We start from the raw sequence: 15,741 nt of genomic DNA on the forward strand, positions 1-15,741 counted from the left end.
TCGAACTGTACGGTTCGGTTCACGTTGCGTCCGATGCTGCCAAAGGCGGTTGGCGGCGGCGCGGTGGTCGCGCTAGGGTAGGGTGCGGGAACGCCTCGTCTCCTCCGGCAAGGGTCGCTCACGCCATTGAAGAAGGTTGTTTGAATGCTGCACACCGGCCTCAGCCCCTGCAGTCGAGCGCTCCTTGTGCTCGGTGCGGGCCTTTTCCTCGCCCCGCCCCTGCCACTCGCCGCCGATGGAATGCTGCCGGTCCGCGTCACCATCGCGGAAATGACCGAAACCAGCCTGCATCCCTCGCTGACCGGCGAGATCGCGGCGCGCGACACGGTCAGCGCAGCTTTCCCCACGGGGGGCCGAATCTCCGAACTGCTGGTGGATGTGGGCGACAAGGTCGCCGCCGGCGCCGTGCTGGCCCGTATCGAGCGGGTGCAGCAGGAACAGGACCTGCGTAGCGCCAAGGCCCAGCTTGCCGCCGCCGAGGCCGAGTATGCCGCCGCGAGCGATGCCAACGACCGCCAGAACGCCCTGCTGGAACGCGGCGCGACCACCCGCGCATCGCGCGATGCGGCCTCCGACCGGCTCGCCGTGGCCGCCGCCGGGCGGGCACAGGCCGAGGCCGGTCTCACCCAGGCCGAGGACGCGCTGGACGACACCGTGCTCTACGCCAGCACCGACGCGACGGTAACCAGCCGCCTTGCCGAGCCGGGGCAGGTCGTCGGGGCGGCCCAGCCGATCGTCGAACTGGCGCTGGGGCAGGGTTACGAGGCGGTCTTCGACGTGCCCGAGAGCCAGCTGATCCAGCAGTCGGGGGTCAACGCGCCCGTCGACATCACCCTCACGCCGCTGGATCGCACCAGCCCCACCGTGATCGGCCACGTCCGCGAAATCTCCCCGCTGGTCGAGGCGACTACCGGCACCGTCGAGGTCAAGGTCACGCTGGAAGAACCGCTGGCCGGGCTCACCTACGGCGACCCGGTGCGCGGCACCACGGTCCTCAGCGAAGGTGCGAACATCAGCCTGCCGTGGTCGGCCATCTCGGCCACTGTCGACGGCCCCGCGGTCTGGATCGTGGACCCGGCGACCAATCAGGTCTCGCTGCGGCAGGTCGAGCTTCAGCGCTACGCCAGCGACGCGATCCTGATCGCCAGCGGGGTGGAACCCGGCGAGATGGTGGTGACGCTCGGCACCCAGCTGCTCTACCCGGGCCGCGTGATCCAGCCGCTTGAGGATAACAACTGATGCGCCAGGTTCTTCTTGTCACCGCGCTGCTGGGCGCGGCCCTTGCCATGCCCGCCAGCGCCCAGGACGCCCCGCCGCGCCCGGTCATTTCCGAGATCGTGGCGCCCCAGTCCGGCATCGCGAATTCCTGGGTCGGGACCGTGACCGCGTCGAGCGAGATCGACCTCGGGTTCCTCAAGATCGGCACCCTTGCCGAGCGGCTGGTAGAGGTCGGCGACACCGTCTCGCGCGGCGACGTCCTCGCCCGCCTCGATGCGGTCGACCTCGAATCCGAACTGCGCGCCGCCCAGGCGGGCGTCTCCATCGCCGAGGCCAACCTGCACACCGCGCAGGACGCCTACGACCGGGTCAAGACGCTGGCCGACCGTGGCGTCAACAGCGTCTCGGCGCTGGAAGACACCCGCAACGACCTCGCCGCCGCCGAGGCCTCGCTGGAACAGGCGCGCGCCGCCGAGGCCCGCGCCGAGGACGCCCGCGATTACGCCAACCTCCGCGCCCCGATCGACGGGGTGATCACCAGCGTCTCCGCCGATCCCGGCAGCACCATCGCCAGCGGCGAAGCCGTGCTGACCCTTGCCGCCATCGCCGACCGCGAGGTGGTCATCGCGCTCTCCGAGGAGGACGCGACCGGCATGGCGCCCGAAAGCGAGTTCCAGGTGCGCCTGCTGTCCAACCCCTCGATGCTCACCGCCGCCACCCTCGACCGGATCGACCCGGTCTCGTCGCGCGCCAGCCGCAACCGCGACGCGCACCTCAAGCTTTCGGATGCCGACCAGACCGCCTTCCGCCTCGGCGCGCTGGTCACGGTCACGCTCAAGGAAGGGCAGGAGACGATCATGACAGTGCCCGTCTCGGCTCTGATCGGGGACGGCACCGTGCCTGAAGTCTGGCGGGTCACCCCCGATGACCGCAAGGTCCAGCGCGTCGATGTCGTCACCGGGCCGCAGGGCGGCGGGCGCGTCGTCATCCTCTCCGGGCTCTCGGTCGGCGACGAAGTCGTCACCCGGGGTGTCCATTCCCTCGCCGAAGGTCAGACCGTCGGGCGCCGCGTGGCCCCGGGCAAGATTTCAGGAGCCGGCCAATGAACCGCTTCAACCTGTCCGACTGGGCGCTCAACCACCGGTCCTTCGTGTGGTTCCTGATGATCATCTGCGTGGTCGCCGGGGCAATCTCCTACGTCCGCATCGGCCGCGAGGAGGATCCGAACTTCGCGATCAAGACGATGGTCGTTTCGGCCTCGCTGCCCGGCGCCTCGGTCGAGCAGACGCTGACACAGGTCACCGACCGCATCGAGAAGAAGCTCGAGGAACTGGACGAACTGGACAAGACCAAGTCGATCAGCCGCCCGGGCACCTCCATCGTCTATGTCGAGCTGCGCGACGACACCCCGGCCAAGAACCTGCCCGAGATCTGGCAGCGCGTGCGCAACATGATGTCCGATATCCGGGGCGATTTCCCGGATGAATTCAGCGGCTTCCAGTTCAACGACAACTTCGGTGACGTCTTCGGCAACGTCTACGCCTTCACCTCCGACGGCTTCACCCCGCGCGAGATCCGCGATTACGCCGAGGACGCCCGCCGCGCGGTGCAGGCGCTGCCCGACTCCGGCAAGGTCGAGATCTTCGGCACCCGCGATCAGGTCGTCTACCTCGAATTCTCCACCGAACGCCTCGCGGCGCTGGGTGTCAGCCAGTCCGAGGTTCAGGCAACCCTCGCAGCACAGAACGCGATCCTGCCCTCCGGCGTGATCGACGCCGGGCCGGAACGTGTGCTGGTGCGGATCGGCGGCGCCTTCGAGGGCGCCCAGAGCCTGACCGAAGTCAACCTGCGCGTCGGCGACCAGTTCTTCCGCCTGACCGACGTGGCGACCGTGCGCCTCGGCTACGAGGACCCGCCAGAGGAACTGGTCCGCTTCAACGGGCAGGACGCGGTCGGCCTCGCCATCGGGATGCGCGAAGGGGCCAATATCATCGACTTCGGCGAGGAACTGAGCGCGGCGATGGACGAGTTCGAGGCCAGCCTGCCCATCGGCGTCTCGATCCATCAGGTCGCCGACCAGCCCCATGTCGTCGAGGAGGCCGTGGGCCACTTCATCCAGGCGCTGATCGAGGCCGTGGTAATCGTGCTTGCCGTGTCCTTCGTCAGCCTCGGGCTGCGCGCCGGTCTCGTGGTGACGCTGACGATCCCGCTGGTGCTGGCGATTACCTTTGTGGTGATGGATTACACCGGCTTCACCCTCCAGCGGATCTCGCTCGGCGCCCTGATCATCGCGCTCGGCCTGCTGGTCGACGATGCCATGATCGCCATCGAAACCATGATCTCGCGGCTGGAAGTCGGCGAGAGCCTGACCAAGGCCGCCTCCTTTGCCTGGACCTCCATCGCCTTCCCGATGCTCTCGGGCACGCTGGTCACCGTCGCGGGCTTCATCCCCATCGGCCTGAACGACTCGGCGGCGGGCGAATTCACCTTCTCGCTCTTCGTCGTCATCGCGGTCTCGCTGCTGGTCTCGTGGATCGTCGCGGTCCTGTTCGCCCCGCTGATCGGGGTGACCATGCTGCCGTCCAAATGGAAGCATCACTCCGGCGAGCCCGGCGCGGTCCGACGCATGTTCCACCGTGTGCTGCGCGCCGCCATGCGCTTCCGCTGGATCACCATCGCCCTCACCATCGCGGTCTTCGCCTTCTCGGTCTGGAGCATGCGCTTCGTCGAGAACCAGTTCTTTCCCTCTTCGGACCGGCCCGAGCTGATCATCGACTTCACGCTCCAGCAGAACGCCTCCATCGCGGCGACCCGCGACGCCATCGAGCGGTTCGAGAAGGACTTTGCCGATGACGAGGACGTCCTGTTCTGGACCTCCTACATCGGGCGCAGCGCCCCGCGCTTCATCCTCGCCTACGACGTGCTGACCTCGGGCCCGAACATCGGCCAGATCGTGATCCAGACGCCGGGGATCGAGGCGCGCAACCGGCTTCGCGAAAAGCTGGTCGACCTCGCCCGCACCGACTTCCCGGGCATCGACATCTTCGTCAAGCTGCTCGAGATCGGGCCCCCGGTCGGGCGTCCGGTGCAATACCGCATCGTCGGGCCGGACCCGGAGATCCTGCGCGACCACGCGCGCGATCTGGCCGCCGTCATCGCCACCGATACCCGCACCAGCAACATCGTGCTCGACTGGAACGAGCCCGCCCGCGTGGTTCGCGTGAACATCGTTCAGGACCGGATGCGCCTTCTGGGGCTCACCTCGCGCGACGTGGCCTCGGCGCTGAACGCGATCTACGACGGCAGCTCGGTGACCGAACTGCGCGACGACACTTACCTGATCAACATCCTCGCGCGCGGCAGCGCCGAGGCGCGCAGTTCCGTCGAGGCGCTGACCAACCTGCAACTGCCCAGCAGCAACGGCGACCCGATCCCGCTGTCGTCGCTCGCGGTGTTCGAATACGCCACCGAGCAGCCGGTGATCCGTCAGGAGAACCGGATGCCGACGATCACGGTCAAGGCAGCGATCCTCACCGACGACCAGCCCGATACCATCGTCTCGGGCCTCACCGGCCGCATCGCCGAGTTCGACGAGACCCTGCCGCCGGGCTACCGGGTCGAGGTCGGCGGCACCGTGGAGTCAAGCTCCGAGAGCCAGCAGCCCATTGCCGAGGTCGTGCCGCTCATGCTGCTGATCATGGCAACGCTGGTGATGATCCAGATGCAGAGCTTCCGCGATGCCTTCGTGGTCTTCGCCGCCGCACCGCTCGGGCTGATCGGCGTCGTTGCGGCCCTCGTGCCCTCGGGCGCGCCGCTGGGCTTCGTGGCCATCCTCGGGGTGCTCGCGCTGATCGGCATCCTGATCCGGAACTCGATCATCCTCGTCCACGAGATCGACAACCAGCGCCGCTCGGGCGCAACGCCCTGGGACGCGGTGTTCCTCGCCTCCGACAGCCGGGCCCGCCCGATCCTGCTCACGGCAGCCGCCGCCAGCCTCGCGCTGATCCCGATCTCTCGGCAGATTTTCTGGGGTCCGATGGCCTATGCCATGATGGGCGGCATCATCGCCGGCACGGTGGTGACGCTGGTCTTCGTTCCCGCGCTCTATCTCGCGGTACACCGGATCCGTCGTCCCGGGTAAGGCAACTGGCAGTCGGGGAGGGGAGCAGGCTCTTTTCCCCGGCGCAGTCCGGAGAACGGCCCGAGCGGGGCTAAGAGGTCAGGCCTTGATTCAGGCCTCGATCAGGCTCCGCAGGCTCTTTTCAAGCTGGTCGGCACGGGTCGGCTTGGGGCAGAAGCCCGCTTCGGGAAAATCGCGGTACAGGGCCTCCGGCTCGGCATGGCCCGAGTGGAACACGATGTGCGTGCCCAGCTTCTGCAGCTCACGCGCAAGCGGAAAGACTTCGCCGTCCTTGACCCGCACGTCCAGTATGGCGGCATCGGGGCGCACCTTGCTCAACAGCTTCATGCCCTCGGCAACGCTGGCGCACTGACCGACGACCTCGTAGCCGAGATCGCTCAGCATGAACATGATGTCCATCGAGACGACGATCTCGTCCTCGCAGATAAGAACCCTCGTGGGGCGTGCCTCCCCTGTTCCGTTATGTGTCATCATCGATCAGCCTCATCGTCTGACATGCCCGGGGCATCTGGTCGGTTTTCCGCTTTCGCCCTGCTCAGTGACAGTTCTTGGGCACGCGACCAAGGGTCCCGCGCGACTGTTGCATGATTTAATGCGTGGCCGCGCGGTTGGTTCCATGAAAAAATGCTCTATTTGGCCATTTTTTCCGCCCTGTTGTGGCCGGGGGACGATTCCGGACGTGATCGGCAGACCCCGGAGCGCTCACGACACGCGGGTTTGCGGCAGGACAAAGGGGATTCCCAGCGGCGGAACCGTGTTCACCTGCAACGGGCAGCCATAGATCGTCTGCATCAGATCGGTGGTCAGCGTATCGCGCGGCGCACCGCTCGCGGCGACCCGTCCGCGGTGCATGACCCAGACCTTGTCGGCGAACATCGCGGTCAGGTTCAGGTCATGCATCACCGCGATCACGCCGCCCCCCGATGCCGCGAATTCCCGGGCGATATCCATCACGGTGAACTGGTGCCCCACGTCGAGGCTCGCTACCGGTTCATCCAGCAGCAGCCAGCGCGGCTGGCCCTCCGACATCGGCTCCCAGATCTGGGTCAGCACCCGGGCCAGCTGGACCCGTTGCTGCTCGCCCCCGGACAGGTCGTTGTAGTACCGCCCGGCGAACCCGGCGAGGTCCACCCGCGCCAGCGCCTGCAGCGCCCTCCGGTCATCGCCGCCGCCCCGACCCGAGGACAGGCCGATGCGCACCACCTCGATCACGGTAAAGGGAAAGGCGAGGGCGCTCGCCTGCGGCAGCACCCCGCGCATCTCGGCCACCTGCCAGCCGCGCAGGTCGGTCAGCGCCGTGCCGTTCAGCCGCACCGGTCCGACCCCCTTCAGCTCTCCCGACAGGGCCTTCAGCAGCGTGGTCTTGCCTGCCCCGTTCGGTCCCACGATGGCGGTGACCTCGCCGGGGGCGGCGGTGAAATCCACCGACTCGAGGATCGTCTTGCCGCCAAGGGCCAGCGTCAGTCCGCGCGCCTCCATGCTCACAGCCCCATCGCCGCATGGCGGCGCAGCAGGATCCACAGGAACACCGGCGTGCCCATCAGCGCGGTCACGATCCCGATGGGCAGTTCCGCAGGGCTGACAATGACCCGCGCGATGATATCGGCGAACAGCAGCAGCGCAGCGCCGAAGAGGGCGCAGTTGGGCAGCAGCCCGTGATGATCCGGCCCGGTCGCCAGCCGCAGCAGGTGCGGCACGATGATCCCGATGAAACCGATGCCGCCGGAAACCGCCACCGCCGTCCCGGTCAGAACCGCGGTACAGAGGATCGCCGCCCCCTTGGTGCGCTGCACCGGGATGCCCAGATGCGCCGCCACGGCCTCGCCCATCGCCAGCGCGTTCAGGCCCCGCGCCAGCAGCATCGCCGCGCCAAGCGCCAGCAGGATCACCGGCCCGGTGACCTGCAGCTTGCCCCATGTCGCCCCGGCAAGAGAGCCCATGTTCCAGAAGGTAAGGTCGCGCAGCTGGCTGTCGTTGGCCATGAAGACCATTACGCCCGAGAGCGCCATCGCCAGCGCGGTGAACGCCACCCCGGCCAGCAGCATGGTCGCGACCGAGGTCTGGCCGTTGCGCGTCGACACCCGGTAAAGCAGCAGGGTCAGGAGCCACGCGCCAAGGAAGGCCGAGAGCGCCACCAGCGAGGGGCCCGCCCAGGCCAGCACCGTAGCAGGCAGCAGGCCGCCAAGGACGATGGCCGTGATGGCGCCAAGGCTGGCGCCCGCGCTGACCCCCACGATGCCCGGGTCCGCCAGCGGGTTGCGGAACAGCCCCTGCAGGATCGCCCCTGCCACGGCCAGCGCGGCGCCGACTGTCATGCACATCAGCGTGCGCGGCAGGCGGATGTCGAACAGGATCACCCGCTCCGACGTGGCCAGTTCGCGCCCCGCCGCAAGGTCGGCCAGCGCACCCCAGAGCGAGGTGCCCGTGGCGCCGATCGCCGCGCTCGCCACCGCGAGGATGCCAAGCACGAGGATCAGAACCACGGTCATCCGCCGGGCCAGAATCCGGCGGTCGAGGGGCAGGTCGCCGCCCGACCGCAGCAGGCCGGTCATGGTCACGTCCGCGACGCCCCGTAGAGCGCCTCGGCCAGTGCCGTGATCGCGCTCGCCGTGCGCGGACCGAAGCCCAGCAGGTGCAGCCCGTTCATCCGCACCACGCTGCGGGACTCTCCCGCCGGGGTCGCGGCGATGGCGGGCAGGGCGAACAGGTCGTCATCCGTCAGGGCCATCGGTCCGCCGTGGGACATCAGCAGGATCACGTCGGGCGCCGCGCCGACAATGGCCTCGTCGGTCATCGGCTTGTAGCCCTCAAAGCCGCCTGCCGCGTTCACCGCGCCGGACATGGTGATGATCGCGTCCGCCGCCGTCTCGGTGCCGCCCGCCATGATCCGTCCGCCCTGCGCCGACAGGATGAACAGCACCCGGCGCGGCGCGCCGTCCGCCGCCACCTTCGCGTGGGCCTCCGCCGCCTCGATCTCGGCGGTGACCTTGCCCACGAGCGCCTCGCCCGCGTCACCTGCATCCAGCGCTGCCGCAACCGCGCGGATCTTGGCCGCAATGGCCTCGGTCGAATACCCCTCGGGCACCTCGACCAGCGGAATCTCGGCCTCGCGCAGCACGTCGAGCGCCTGCGGCGGGCCCGATCCCTCGATGGCGACGATCAGGTCGGGGTTCACCGACAGGACGCCCTCGGGCGAGAGCGCCCGCATGTAGCCCACGTCGGGCAGCGCCTCGGCGGCGGGCGGGAACATCGAGGTGCTGTCGCGCGCGATGACCCGGTCCTGCTGCCCGAGATCAAAGGCGATCTCGGTCACCGCCCCGCCGATGGTGACGATTCGCTGCGCCCCGGCGCCCTCGGCCACCGCCGCCGTGCCTGCAAGTGCGCTCGCCGCCAGCAGGGCCAGCGGCAAGGCGAAACGGGTGAACCGGCGACCCATCAGGCGAGTTCCGTGACCGGCAGGGGCGTCAGCCCCGCGACGATCTCGTTCCACTCCGGGCGCCAGTCGCGCGATCCGCCCTTGCGGCCGAAGGCCTGGAAAATCAGCCCGCCCTCGGCGTCGAAGGCCTCGACCGAAGTCGCCATGCCGCGTCGGGTCGGCTTGTGCACCGCCCACACCTCGGCAATGTGATCGGCCCGCAGGTGCAGGTTGAAGCCCGGATCCAGCACGTTCTGCCAGGGTCCCATCGGTTTCAGCGTGTGCACGGGGCCATTGTGAATCTCGATGCAGCCCCGGTTGCCGACGAAAACCATGATCTCCAGCCCGTCGTCCGCGCGCGCCTGCACCGCCTCGAACATCTGGTTCACCGCCTCCAGCGCCAGCGGCTGCACATAGGGCGCGCCCGCGATGCGATAGGCGCCCAGCCGGTTCATCCGCAGCTTCGAGGTCAGCCGCAGGAACTGGTGGGTGTCGGTCATCGCGTCCCATTCCTGCCGCAGGATGTCGAGCTTCTCGGGGTTGCTCTTGGCCGCCTCGGTCAGCTCGCGCGCCTCCACGGTCAGCGTCTCCTCCTGCTCCGGCAGGGTCAGCTCCGCCACCAGCGCCGCCCAGGCGTCGAGGTCGGAGGAGTCGCGCAGGTGGATCTTGTGGACCGCGTCGCCGGCGGCATCAAACACCTGCAGGCTGCGGCGCGGCCCCTGATCGGAATCCTTCACGACGGCAAAGGCGGTGACCCAGTGCACGGGGAACAGCCGCATGTCGATCTCTTCGCCCAGCAGCATCGAGGCGTGGGGCCCGCCGCGATAGTCGCGGTAGGTGCCGACCTTCTCGATCACGCAGGATTCGTTGCGGGTCAGCGCCATGACATCGCCCAGCTTCTCGACCAGCGGCATGATCCGGTCCGGGTTCGCGTCGATGCGGGTCGCGTAGTGGCCGACATGCGCGGCGACAAGCTGGGCCTCGCGGATCCCGAGCTTGTCGCAGAAGTCACGGTCGCGCAGGCCGGGGTCCGCCGCGCGGGCCTCCCGGATCTGGACAGGGGAGGGGGGCGCCATTTCGGTCATGGGAACTCTCGTTTGTGAATGTCGGGAACCGGGCTGGCTGGCCGTGGCTGCCGAAAACGCAGACGAGGCTAAGCTGGCGGGCATCTGGATCATGCCATATTTATTGACAAATTTAGTCGGTTACTTCCCCCGGCACAAGCCGATTCACCCCTGCAACCCTCCGTCGCGCAGCTTCCGCCCTCCCGGTGCGCGTCCGGTGATCGCCCCGGCCCGGTGCGGCCCTTCGGCTGCCCACCGATGGGGCAGGACGGGCCGGGGGTGATCATTTCCGTAGCGTCAGGCGCCTCCCGGCCCGCTTATCCACACCGAGCGGCCCGCACGTCACAAAACTTTTGCGCAACCGACACAAAGCGGTGACCCAGCGCCCCTAGCGGTGGCGCCGGGACTTTTGGGGACGTCAATGCTCGTAGTAGAAAACCTGACCAAGCGTTTCGGGGGCAATGTGGCCGTCGATAACGCCTCCTTCACCGTGGACCGCCCGATCATGCTCGGCATCATCGGACGCTCCGGCGCCGGCAAGTCGACGTTCCTGCGGATGATGAACCGCCTGACCGACGCGACCACCGGCAGCCTCAAGGTCGAGGGGCAGGACGTGCTGCGGCTCACCGGCGCCGCCCGCCGCGAATGGCAGTCGCAATGCGCGATGATCTTCCAGCAGTTCAACCTGGTGCCGCGCATGGACGTGGTTTCGAACGTGCTGCACGGCACGCTGAACCGCCGCTCGACGCTGGCGACCATGTTCAACCTCTTCCCGCGCGAGGACATCCACCGCGCCATCGACATCCTCGACCGCCTCGGCATCGTCCAGCACGCCGCCAAGCGCGCCGAGGCGCTCTCGGGCGGCCAGCAGCAGCGCGTCGCCATCGCCCGCGCCCTGATGCAGGACCCCAAGGTCATCCTCGCCGATGAACCCATCGCCTCGCTCGATCCGATGAACGCCCAGATCGTCATGGACGCCCTGCGCCGGATTCACGACGAGGACGGCCGCATGGTCATCGCCAACCTCCACACGCTCGACACCGCGCGCCGCTACTGCGACCGGGTGATCGGCATGCGCGACGGGCGCATCGTCTTCGACGGCACGCCCGAGCAACTGACGACCGGCGTCGCCCGCGACATCTACGGCGCCGACGAAACCTTTTCCGAAGAGGCGACCTCGACGGAAATCCGCGATCACCGTGCCGCCCCCGTGCGCGCGGCGACGCCCGCCTGATCACTCGAACCTGATCAACCCATCCTGATCTCAACCAGACCAAATCCAAACGGAGAGAGACATGAAAACCCTTATCGCTGCTGCTCTGGCGACCACTGCCCTGGTCGGCGCGGCTTCCGCCCAGGAGATTTCCGAATTCCGCCTCGGCATCCTCGGCGGCGAGAACGCCCAGGACCGCATGACCTCGAACCAGTGCTTTGCCGACAAGATCGCCGAAGCTCTGGGCGTCGAGGTCAAGGTCTTCACCCCCGCCGACTACAACGGCGTGATGCAGGGCCTGCTGGGCGGCACCATCGACGCCGCATGGATGGGCGCCTCCTCCTACGCGGGCACCTATCTGGCCGATCCCGAAGCGGTCGAGCCGGTGCTGGTCAAGCAGAACATGGACGGCTCCATCGGCTACTACTCGATCGGTTTCGCCCGCAAGGACGCCGGCGTGACCTCGCTGGAAGACCTGAAGGGCAAGAAATTCGGCTTCGGTGACCCGAACTCGACCTCCGGCTACCTGATCCCCTCGATCGAAATTGCCGACGCCGGCTTCGACATGACCCCCGGCACCTTCTTCGGCGACGTCGTCTTCACCGGCGGCCACGAGCAGACCATCGTTGCCGTGAACAACGGTGACGTAGACGCCGGCGTGACCTGGGCCGACGGCCAGGGCAACTGGGAAGACGGCTACAACTCGGGCGCCCTGCGCAAGGCAGTTGACGCCGGCCTCGTCGACATGAACGACCTGGTCCAGATCTGGCAGTCCAAGATCATCCCCGAAGGCCCGTTCGTTCTCCGCAAGGCCCTGCCGCAGGACGTCAAGGACAAGGTCACCACGCTGACCGCGAACCTGTGGGAAGAAGATCCGGATTGCGCCTACGGCGTTGCCGCCGGTGACGCGAAAGACTTCATCCCGGTGACCCACGCCGAGTACGAGTCGATCGTCGCCGCCCGTAAGTCCAAGAGCAACTAAGCCGCTCTGACCCCCAGCCGGGCTCCGCACTGCACCCGCGGAGCCCGGTGCCTTTTTACGAGAACACGATGGCCCTATCCCCCAGTCCCACGTCCGATCCGCACGGACACTACCTTGCGCTGGTCCAGCGCAAGCGGCTCTACGGCGGTCTCACCCTCGCCATTTTCGTTCTCATGATGGTCTCGGGCTTCATGCTCGCCGACTCGCGCAACGCCGGGGGCTTCTGGTCCGGCCTGCCGCAGATCTTCGACTTCCCGGCCGACGTGCTGGCCGACACCGCGACCAAGCTCCATCTCCTGCCCGAGCACCTGGTCCGCTATTTCCCCGCGCTGCTGGAGACGATCAACATCGCGGCCGCCTCGACCCTGATCGGCGCCGCCCTCGCACTGATCCTGTCGCTGCTCGCCACCCGCGGGCTGGCCCTCTGGCCGCGCGCCATTCCCGTCTTCCGCCGGATCATGGACATCATGCGCGCCGTCCCCGAGATCGTGATCGCGCTGGTGCTGATCTTCGTCCTCGGCGGCGGCCCGGTCCCGGCGATGATCGCCATCGCCTTCCACACCACCGGCGCGCTGGGCAAGCTGTTCTCCGAAGTGAACGAGAACGCCGACCTCAAGCCCGTTGAGGGGCTGACCTCGGTCGGCGCCAGCTGGCTGCAGCGCATGTGGCTCGGCGTGGTGCCGCAGGTTTCGCCCAACTACTTCAGCTACGCCCTGCTGCGCTTCGAGATCAACATCCGCGCCTCCGCCATCCTCGGCTTCGTCGGGGCAGGCGGCATCGGCTACGAACTCAAGAACGCCATGTCCTGGGGCAAGGGCCGCTTCGACGAGGCGGCAGCAATCTTCATCCTCCTGTTCCTGACCATCGTCGTCTTCGACCAGCTGTCGAGCCACGTGCGCGGGCGCCTGATCCACAAGGGAGGCCACTGATGGCCGACGCCGCGATCTATCAACAGGCCGAGCGGCTGTTCCTCGGCAAGCGCATCATGGCCTTCGGGCTGCCGCTGCTGGTGCTGGCCTATCTTGGCTACATCTTCTTCGCCTTCGACCTGCCGGGCCTCGCCCAGCGCGCGCGCTGGGATCACGCCCAGACCCTGCTGTCGGATACCTACAGCTACAAGACCCACGTGACCCGCGACAACCGCACCGGCGAGGTCGCCGCCGCCATCGAGGGCGAGCGCAAGGGCCAATATCCCGGCAACACCGTGCCGGGCTGGGTCACGCGCGAGGGCGACGAGACCCGCGTCGACCTCGGCCGCGGCAACGTGGTCGAGTTCCTGCCGGGCAACGGCCTGCGCTACGACGTTCCGGGCTTCGGCCCGATCGAGGCCCGCGTCGAGGGCCGCGAGATCGTCACCAACCTCGGCGCCGACGTGCCCGACTGGATCTCGGTCTCGGGCACCCGCCTCGCCATCACCACTGAGGCAGGCCGCGTCTCGCTGACCCGCAGCCGCACCGAGGTCTTCCGCTACTTCTTAGGCTGGGAGCTCTTCTTCTTCACCCTCGACAGCCCCTATCACGGCCACTCGCTCCCCGAGATACTCTTCGGCGCGCAGATCGACCCGGCCCGCTCGAACCTCGCGGGCGCCTGGCACGACTTCTGGAAGAACGACATGTGGCACCACGCCGACGTGGCCTGGGCCCTGTTCGAGACCGTGCTGATGGCCTTCCTCGGCACCTTCGGCGCCGCCATCGTGGCGCTGCCGGTGGCTTTCCTCGCGGCCCGGAACTTCACCCCGCTCGGCCCGCTGCGCTTCGCCATGCGCCGCATGTTCGACTTCCTGCGCGGCGTCGACGGGCTGATCTGGACCATCGTGCTGTCCCGTGCCTTCGGGCCCGGCCCCCTGACCGGCTCGCTGGCGATCCTGCTGACCGACACCGGCAGCTTCGGCAAGATGTTCTCCGAGGCGCTCGAGAACGTCGATCGCAAGCAGATCGAGGGCGTCAGTTCGACCGGCGCCAATGCCGCGCAGCGCTACCGCTTCGGGGTGATCCCGCAGATCATGCCGGTACTGCTGAGCCAGGTGCTCTACTTCCTCGAATCCAACACCCGCAGCGCGACGATCATCGGCGCCATCACCGGCGGCGGCATCGGCCTGCTGCTGACCCAGGCCATGATCACCCAGAAGGACTGGGAAGAAGTCACCTATTACATCATCCTCGTTGTGCTGATGGTCATGGTGATGGACAGTGTCTCGGGCTGGCTGCGCCGCCGCCTGATCCAGGGCGACGCCTGAATACCCGGAGACCCGAATGACACAACTGACACCCGACAGCCCGGTCATCGAACCGGGCTGTGACATCACCGACTCGACCTTCGGCCGCTACTGCGAGATCAAGCAGGGCACCCGCGTGGCCTTCTCGAGCTTTGGCGACTACTCCTACTGCGACCGCTCCTGTGACATCGCCAACGCGACCATCGGCAAGTTCGCCAATATCGCCAGCTTCGTGCGGATCGGCGCCACCGACCACCCGCTCGACCGCGCCAGCCTGCACCACTTCATGTACCGCTCGGACATGTACTGGGAGGACGCAGAACCCGACGCCGCCTTCTTCGAGCACCGCCGCTCGCGCCGCGCCAGCATCGGGCACGACACCTGGCTGGGCCATGCCACGATGATCAAGCCCGAGGTCACCATCGGCCACGGCGCCGTCGTGGCGTCCGGCGCGGTGGTGACAAAGGACGTCGCCCCCTACACCATCGTCGCGGGCACCCCGGCCAGGGTCATGCGCCTGCGCCAGCCGCCCGAGATCGCCGAACGCCTGATGGACCTCGCCTGGTGGGACTGGAGCCACGAGGCGATCCGCGCCAGCCTCGGCGATTTCCGCAGCCTCACGGCCGAAGCCTTCCTCGAAAAATACGCCTGACCCCCGGCGCCGCGCGGGCGTCGGCCGTCCGCCTGAGTATTTGCAAAGGAAAGAAGCAGCGGACGGCGCCCGCTTCTTTGGGTCGCAAATATCCCCGCCGGAGGCCTGCGCCGCAGGCGCAATCAGCTGTCCTCGCTGCTCACCGTCAGGGTGACGCGGTCGCCGGCGAACCAGGTCAGGCCGTATTCCACCGGGGTGCCGTCCAGTTCGGTGTTGATGCCGACGGTCTTCAGCAGCGGGTCGCCCTCGCGCAGGCGCAGGTGCAAGGCCTGGGTGGCGCTGGCGCGCTCGGCAGTGAGCCGGGTCTCGGCCCGGACGTAGTCGGGCACGCCGTTCAGCCGCAGCGCCTCGGTGACCGAGGGGGTTTCGGCCAGCGTGGCGGGCAGGCCGGGCAGGCGGGGCTCGGGAAAGATGCTCTGGAAATGGGCGATGGGGGTGGCATTGGCCAGCGACAGCCCCTCGTAGACCACCACCGGGGTGCCGGGTTTCAGGCCCAGCGCCTTGCACTCGGTGGCATCGCCCGGGCGCACCTCGACGCGCAGCACCTGTTTCTGCGGCAGTCGTCCGGTGGCGCGCACGTTCTGGTGAAAGCGGACGCGGCGGCCGATGGGGTAGTCGGCGGGGGGCGCCTCGACAAAGACCCCGGCGCCTCGGCGCGAACGCAGGATGCCGCGCTCGGACATGTCGGCGAGGGCGCGGCGCACGGTGTGGCGGTTGACGCCGAAGCGCGCGGAGAGCGCGGATTCGGTCGGCAGCTTGTCGCCGGGGCCGTAATGGCCGGCGGCGATATCCCGCTCCAGCGTGTTCGCGATTTCCTTCCAGACCGGGGTTCGGGTCATCT

Annotated in this window: 14 protein-coding genes; 8 read left to right on the forward strand and 6 right to left on the reverse strand. The window is 68.0% G+C overall.

Features of this window, described 5'->3' with window-relative positions:
- Positions 1-144: 144 nt before the first annotated feature.
- From DDT93_RS20685 to DDT93_RS20695, 3 genes are read left to right on the forward strand one after another with little or no spacing between them, the layout of a single operon-like run.
- The gene (locus DDT93_RS20685) at positions 145-1,239 is read left to right on the forward strand and encodes an efflux RND transporter periplasmic adaptor subunit (protein ID WP_109467790.1); all 1,095 of its coding nucleotides are present in this window, start codon (positions 145-147) and stop codon (positions 1,237-1,239) included.
- Positions 1,239-2,324, forward strand: a complete 1,086-nt coding sequence (locus DDT93_RS20690) for an efflux RND transporter periplasmic adaptor subunit (RefSeq protein WP_109467791.1) — start codon at positions 1,239-1,241, stop codon at positions 2,322-2,324. The genes DDT93_RS20685 and DDT93_RS20690 overlap by 1 nt, the downstream gene beginning before the upstream one ends.
- A complete protein-coding gene (locus DDT93_RS20695) occupies positions 2,321-5,359 on the forward strand; it encodes an efflux RND transporter permease subunit (protein ID WP_109467792.1) in 3,039 nt (1,012 codons plus the stop codon). The genes DDT93_RS20690 and DDT93_RS20695 overlap by 4 nt, the downstream gene beginning before the upstream one ends.
- Positions 5,360-5,449: 90 nt before the next feature.
- On the opposite strand, the gene DDT93_RS20700 is transcribed toward DDT93_RS20695, so the two are convergent.
- From DDT93_RS20700 to DDT93_RS20720, 5 genes are all read right to left on the reverse strand, one after another.
- On the reverse strand, positions 5,450-5,833 hold the full coding sequence (locus DDT93_RS20700; RefSeq protein ID WP_109467793.1) for a response regulator: 384 nt from the start codon (positions 5,831-5,833) through the stop codon (positions 5,450-5,452).
- Between the two features lie 228 nt (positions 5,834-6,061).
- The gene (locus DDT93_RS20705; protein ID WP_109467794.1) at positions 6,062-6,838 is read right to left on the reverse strand and encodes a heme ABC transporter ATP-binding protein; all 777 of its coding nucleotides are present in this window, start codon (positions 6,836-6,838) and stop codon (positions 6,062-6,064) included.
- 2 nt (positions 6,839-6,840) lie between these two features.
- On the reverse strand, positions 6,841-7,911 hold the full coding sequence (locus tag DDT93_RS20710; RefSeq protein ID WP_109467795.1) for a FecCD family ABC transporter permease: 1,071 nt from the start codon (positions 7,909-7,911) through the stop codon (positions 6,841-6,843).
- A gap of 2 nt (positions 7,912-7,913) precedes the next feature.
- Positions 7,914-8,795 carry a heme/hemin ABC transporter substrate-binding protein gene (locus DDT93_RS20715; protein WP_109467796.1) on the reverse strand — a complete coding sequence of 294 codons (882 nt, stop codon included), beginning with the start codon at positions 8,793-8,795 and terminating at the stop codon, positions 7,914-7,916.
- The gene (locus DDT93_RS20720) at positions 8,795-9,859 is read right to left on the reverse strand and encodes a hemin-degrading factor (protein WP_109467797.1); all 1,065 of its coding nucleotides are present in this window, start codon (positions 9,857-9,859) and stop codon (positions 8,795-8,797) included. Before DDT93_RS20720 ends, DDT93_RS20715 begins: the two co-directional genes overlap by 1 nt.
- 400 nt (positions 9,860-10,259) lie before the next feature.
- Between DDT93_RS20720 and phnC the strand changes: the two genes are divergently transcribed.
- From phnC to DDT93_RS20745, 5 genes are all read left to right on the forward strand, one after another.
- Positions 10,260-11,072, forward strand: a complete 813-nt coding sequence (phnC, locus tag DDT93_RS20725) for a phosphonate ABC transporter ATP-binding protein (RefSeq protein WP_109467798.1) — start codon at positions 10,260-10,262, stop codon at positions 11,070-11,072.
- Positions 11,073-11,133: 61 nt separating this feature from the next.
- Positions 11,134-12,033: a phosphonate ABC transporter substrate-binding protein gene (gene phnD / locus DDT93_RS20730; RefSeq protein ID WP_109467799.1), complete on the forward strand. Its 900-nt coding sequence runs from the start codon at positions 11,134-11,136 to the stop codon at positions 12,031-12,033.
- A 68-nt stretch (positions 12,034-12,101) separates the two neighbouring features.
- The gene (phnE, locus tag DDT93_RS20735) at positions 12,102-12,962 is read left to right on the forward strand and encodes a phosphonate ABC transporter, permease protein PhnE (protein ID WP_109467800.1); all 861 of its coding nucleotides are present in this window, start codon (positions 12,102-12,104) and stop codon (positions 12,960-12,962) included.
- Entirely contained in the window at positions 12,962-14,269 is a 1,308-nt protein-coding gene (gene phnE, locus DDT93_RS20740; RefSeq protein WP_109467801.1) for a phosphonate ABC transporter, permease protein PhnE, read from the forward strand. Before phnE (DDT93_RS20735) ends, phnE (DDT93_RS20740) begins: the two co-directional genes overlap by 1 nt.
- 16 nt (positions 14,270-14,285) lie before the next feature.
- A complete protein-coding gene (locus DDT93_RS20745) occupies positions 14,286-14,900 on the forward strand; it encodes an LbetaH domain-containing protein (RefSeq protein ID WP_109467802.1) in 615 nt (204 codons plus the stop codon).
- A gap of 122 nt (positions 14,901-15,022) precedes the next feature.
- Here DDT93_RS20745 and phnF read toward each other — a convergent pair whose 3' ends face one another.
- The gene (gene phnF / locus DDT93_RS20750; RefSeq protein ID WP_109467803.1) at positions 15,023-15,739 is read right to left on the reverse strand and encodes a phosphonate metabolism transcriptional regulator PhnF; all 717 of its coding nucleotides are present in this window, start codon (positions 15,737-15,739) and stop codon (positions 15,023-15,025) included.
- Positions 15,740-15,741 lie beyond the last annotated feature (2 nt).

This window comes from Albibacillus kandeliae, assembly GCF_003116585.1.
Taxonomy (GTDB): domain Bacteria; phylum Pseudomonadota; class Alphaproteobacteria; order Rhodobacterales; family Rhodobacteraceae; genus Albibacillus; species Albibacillus kandeliae.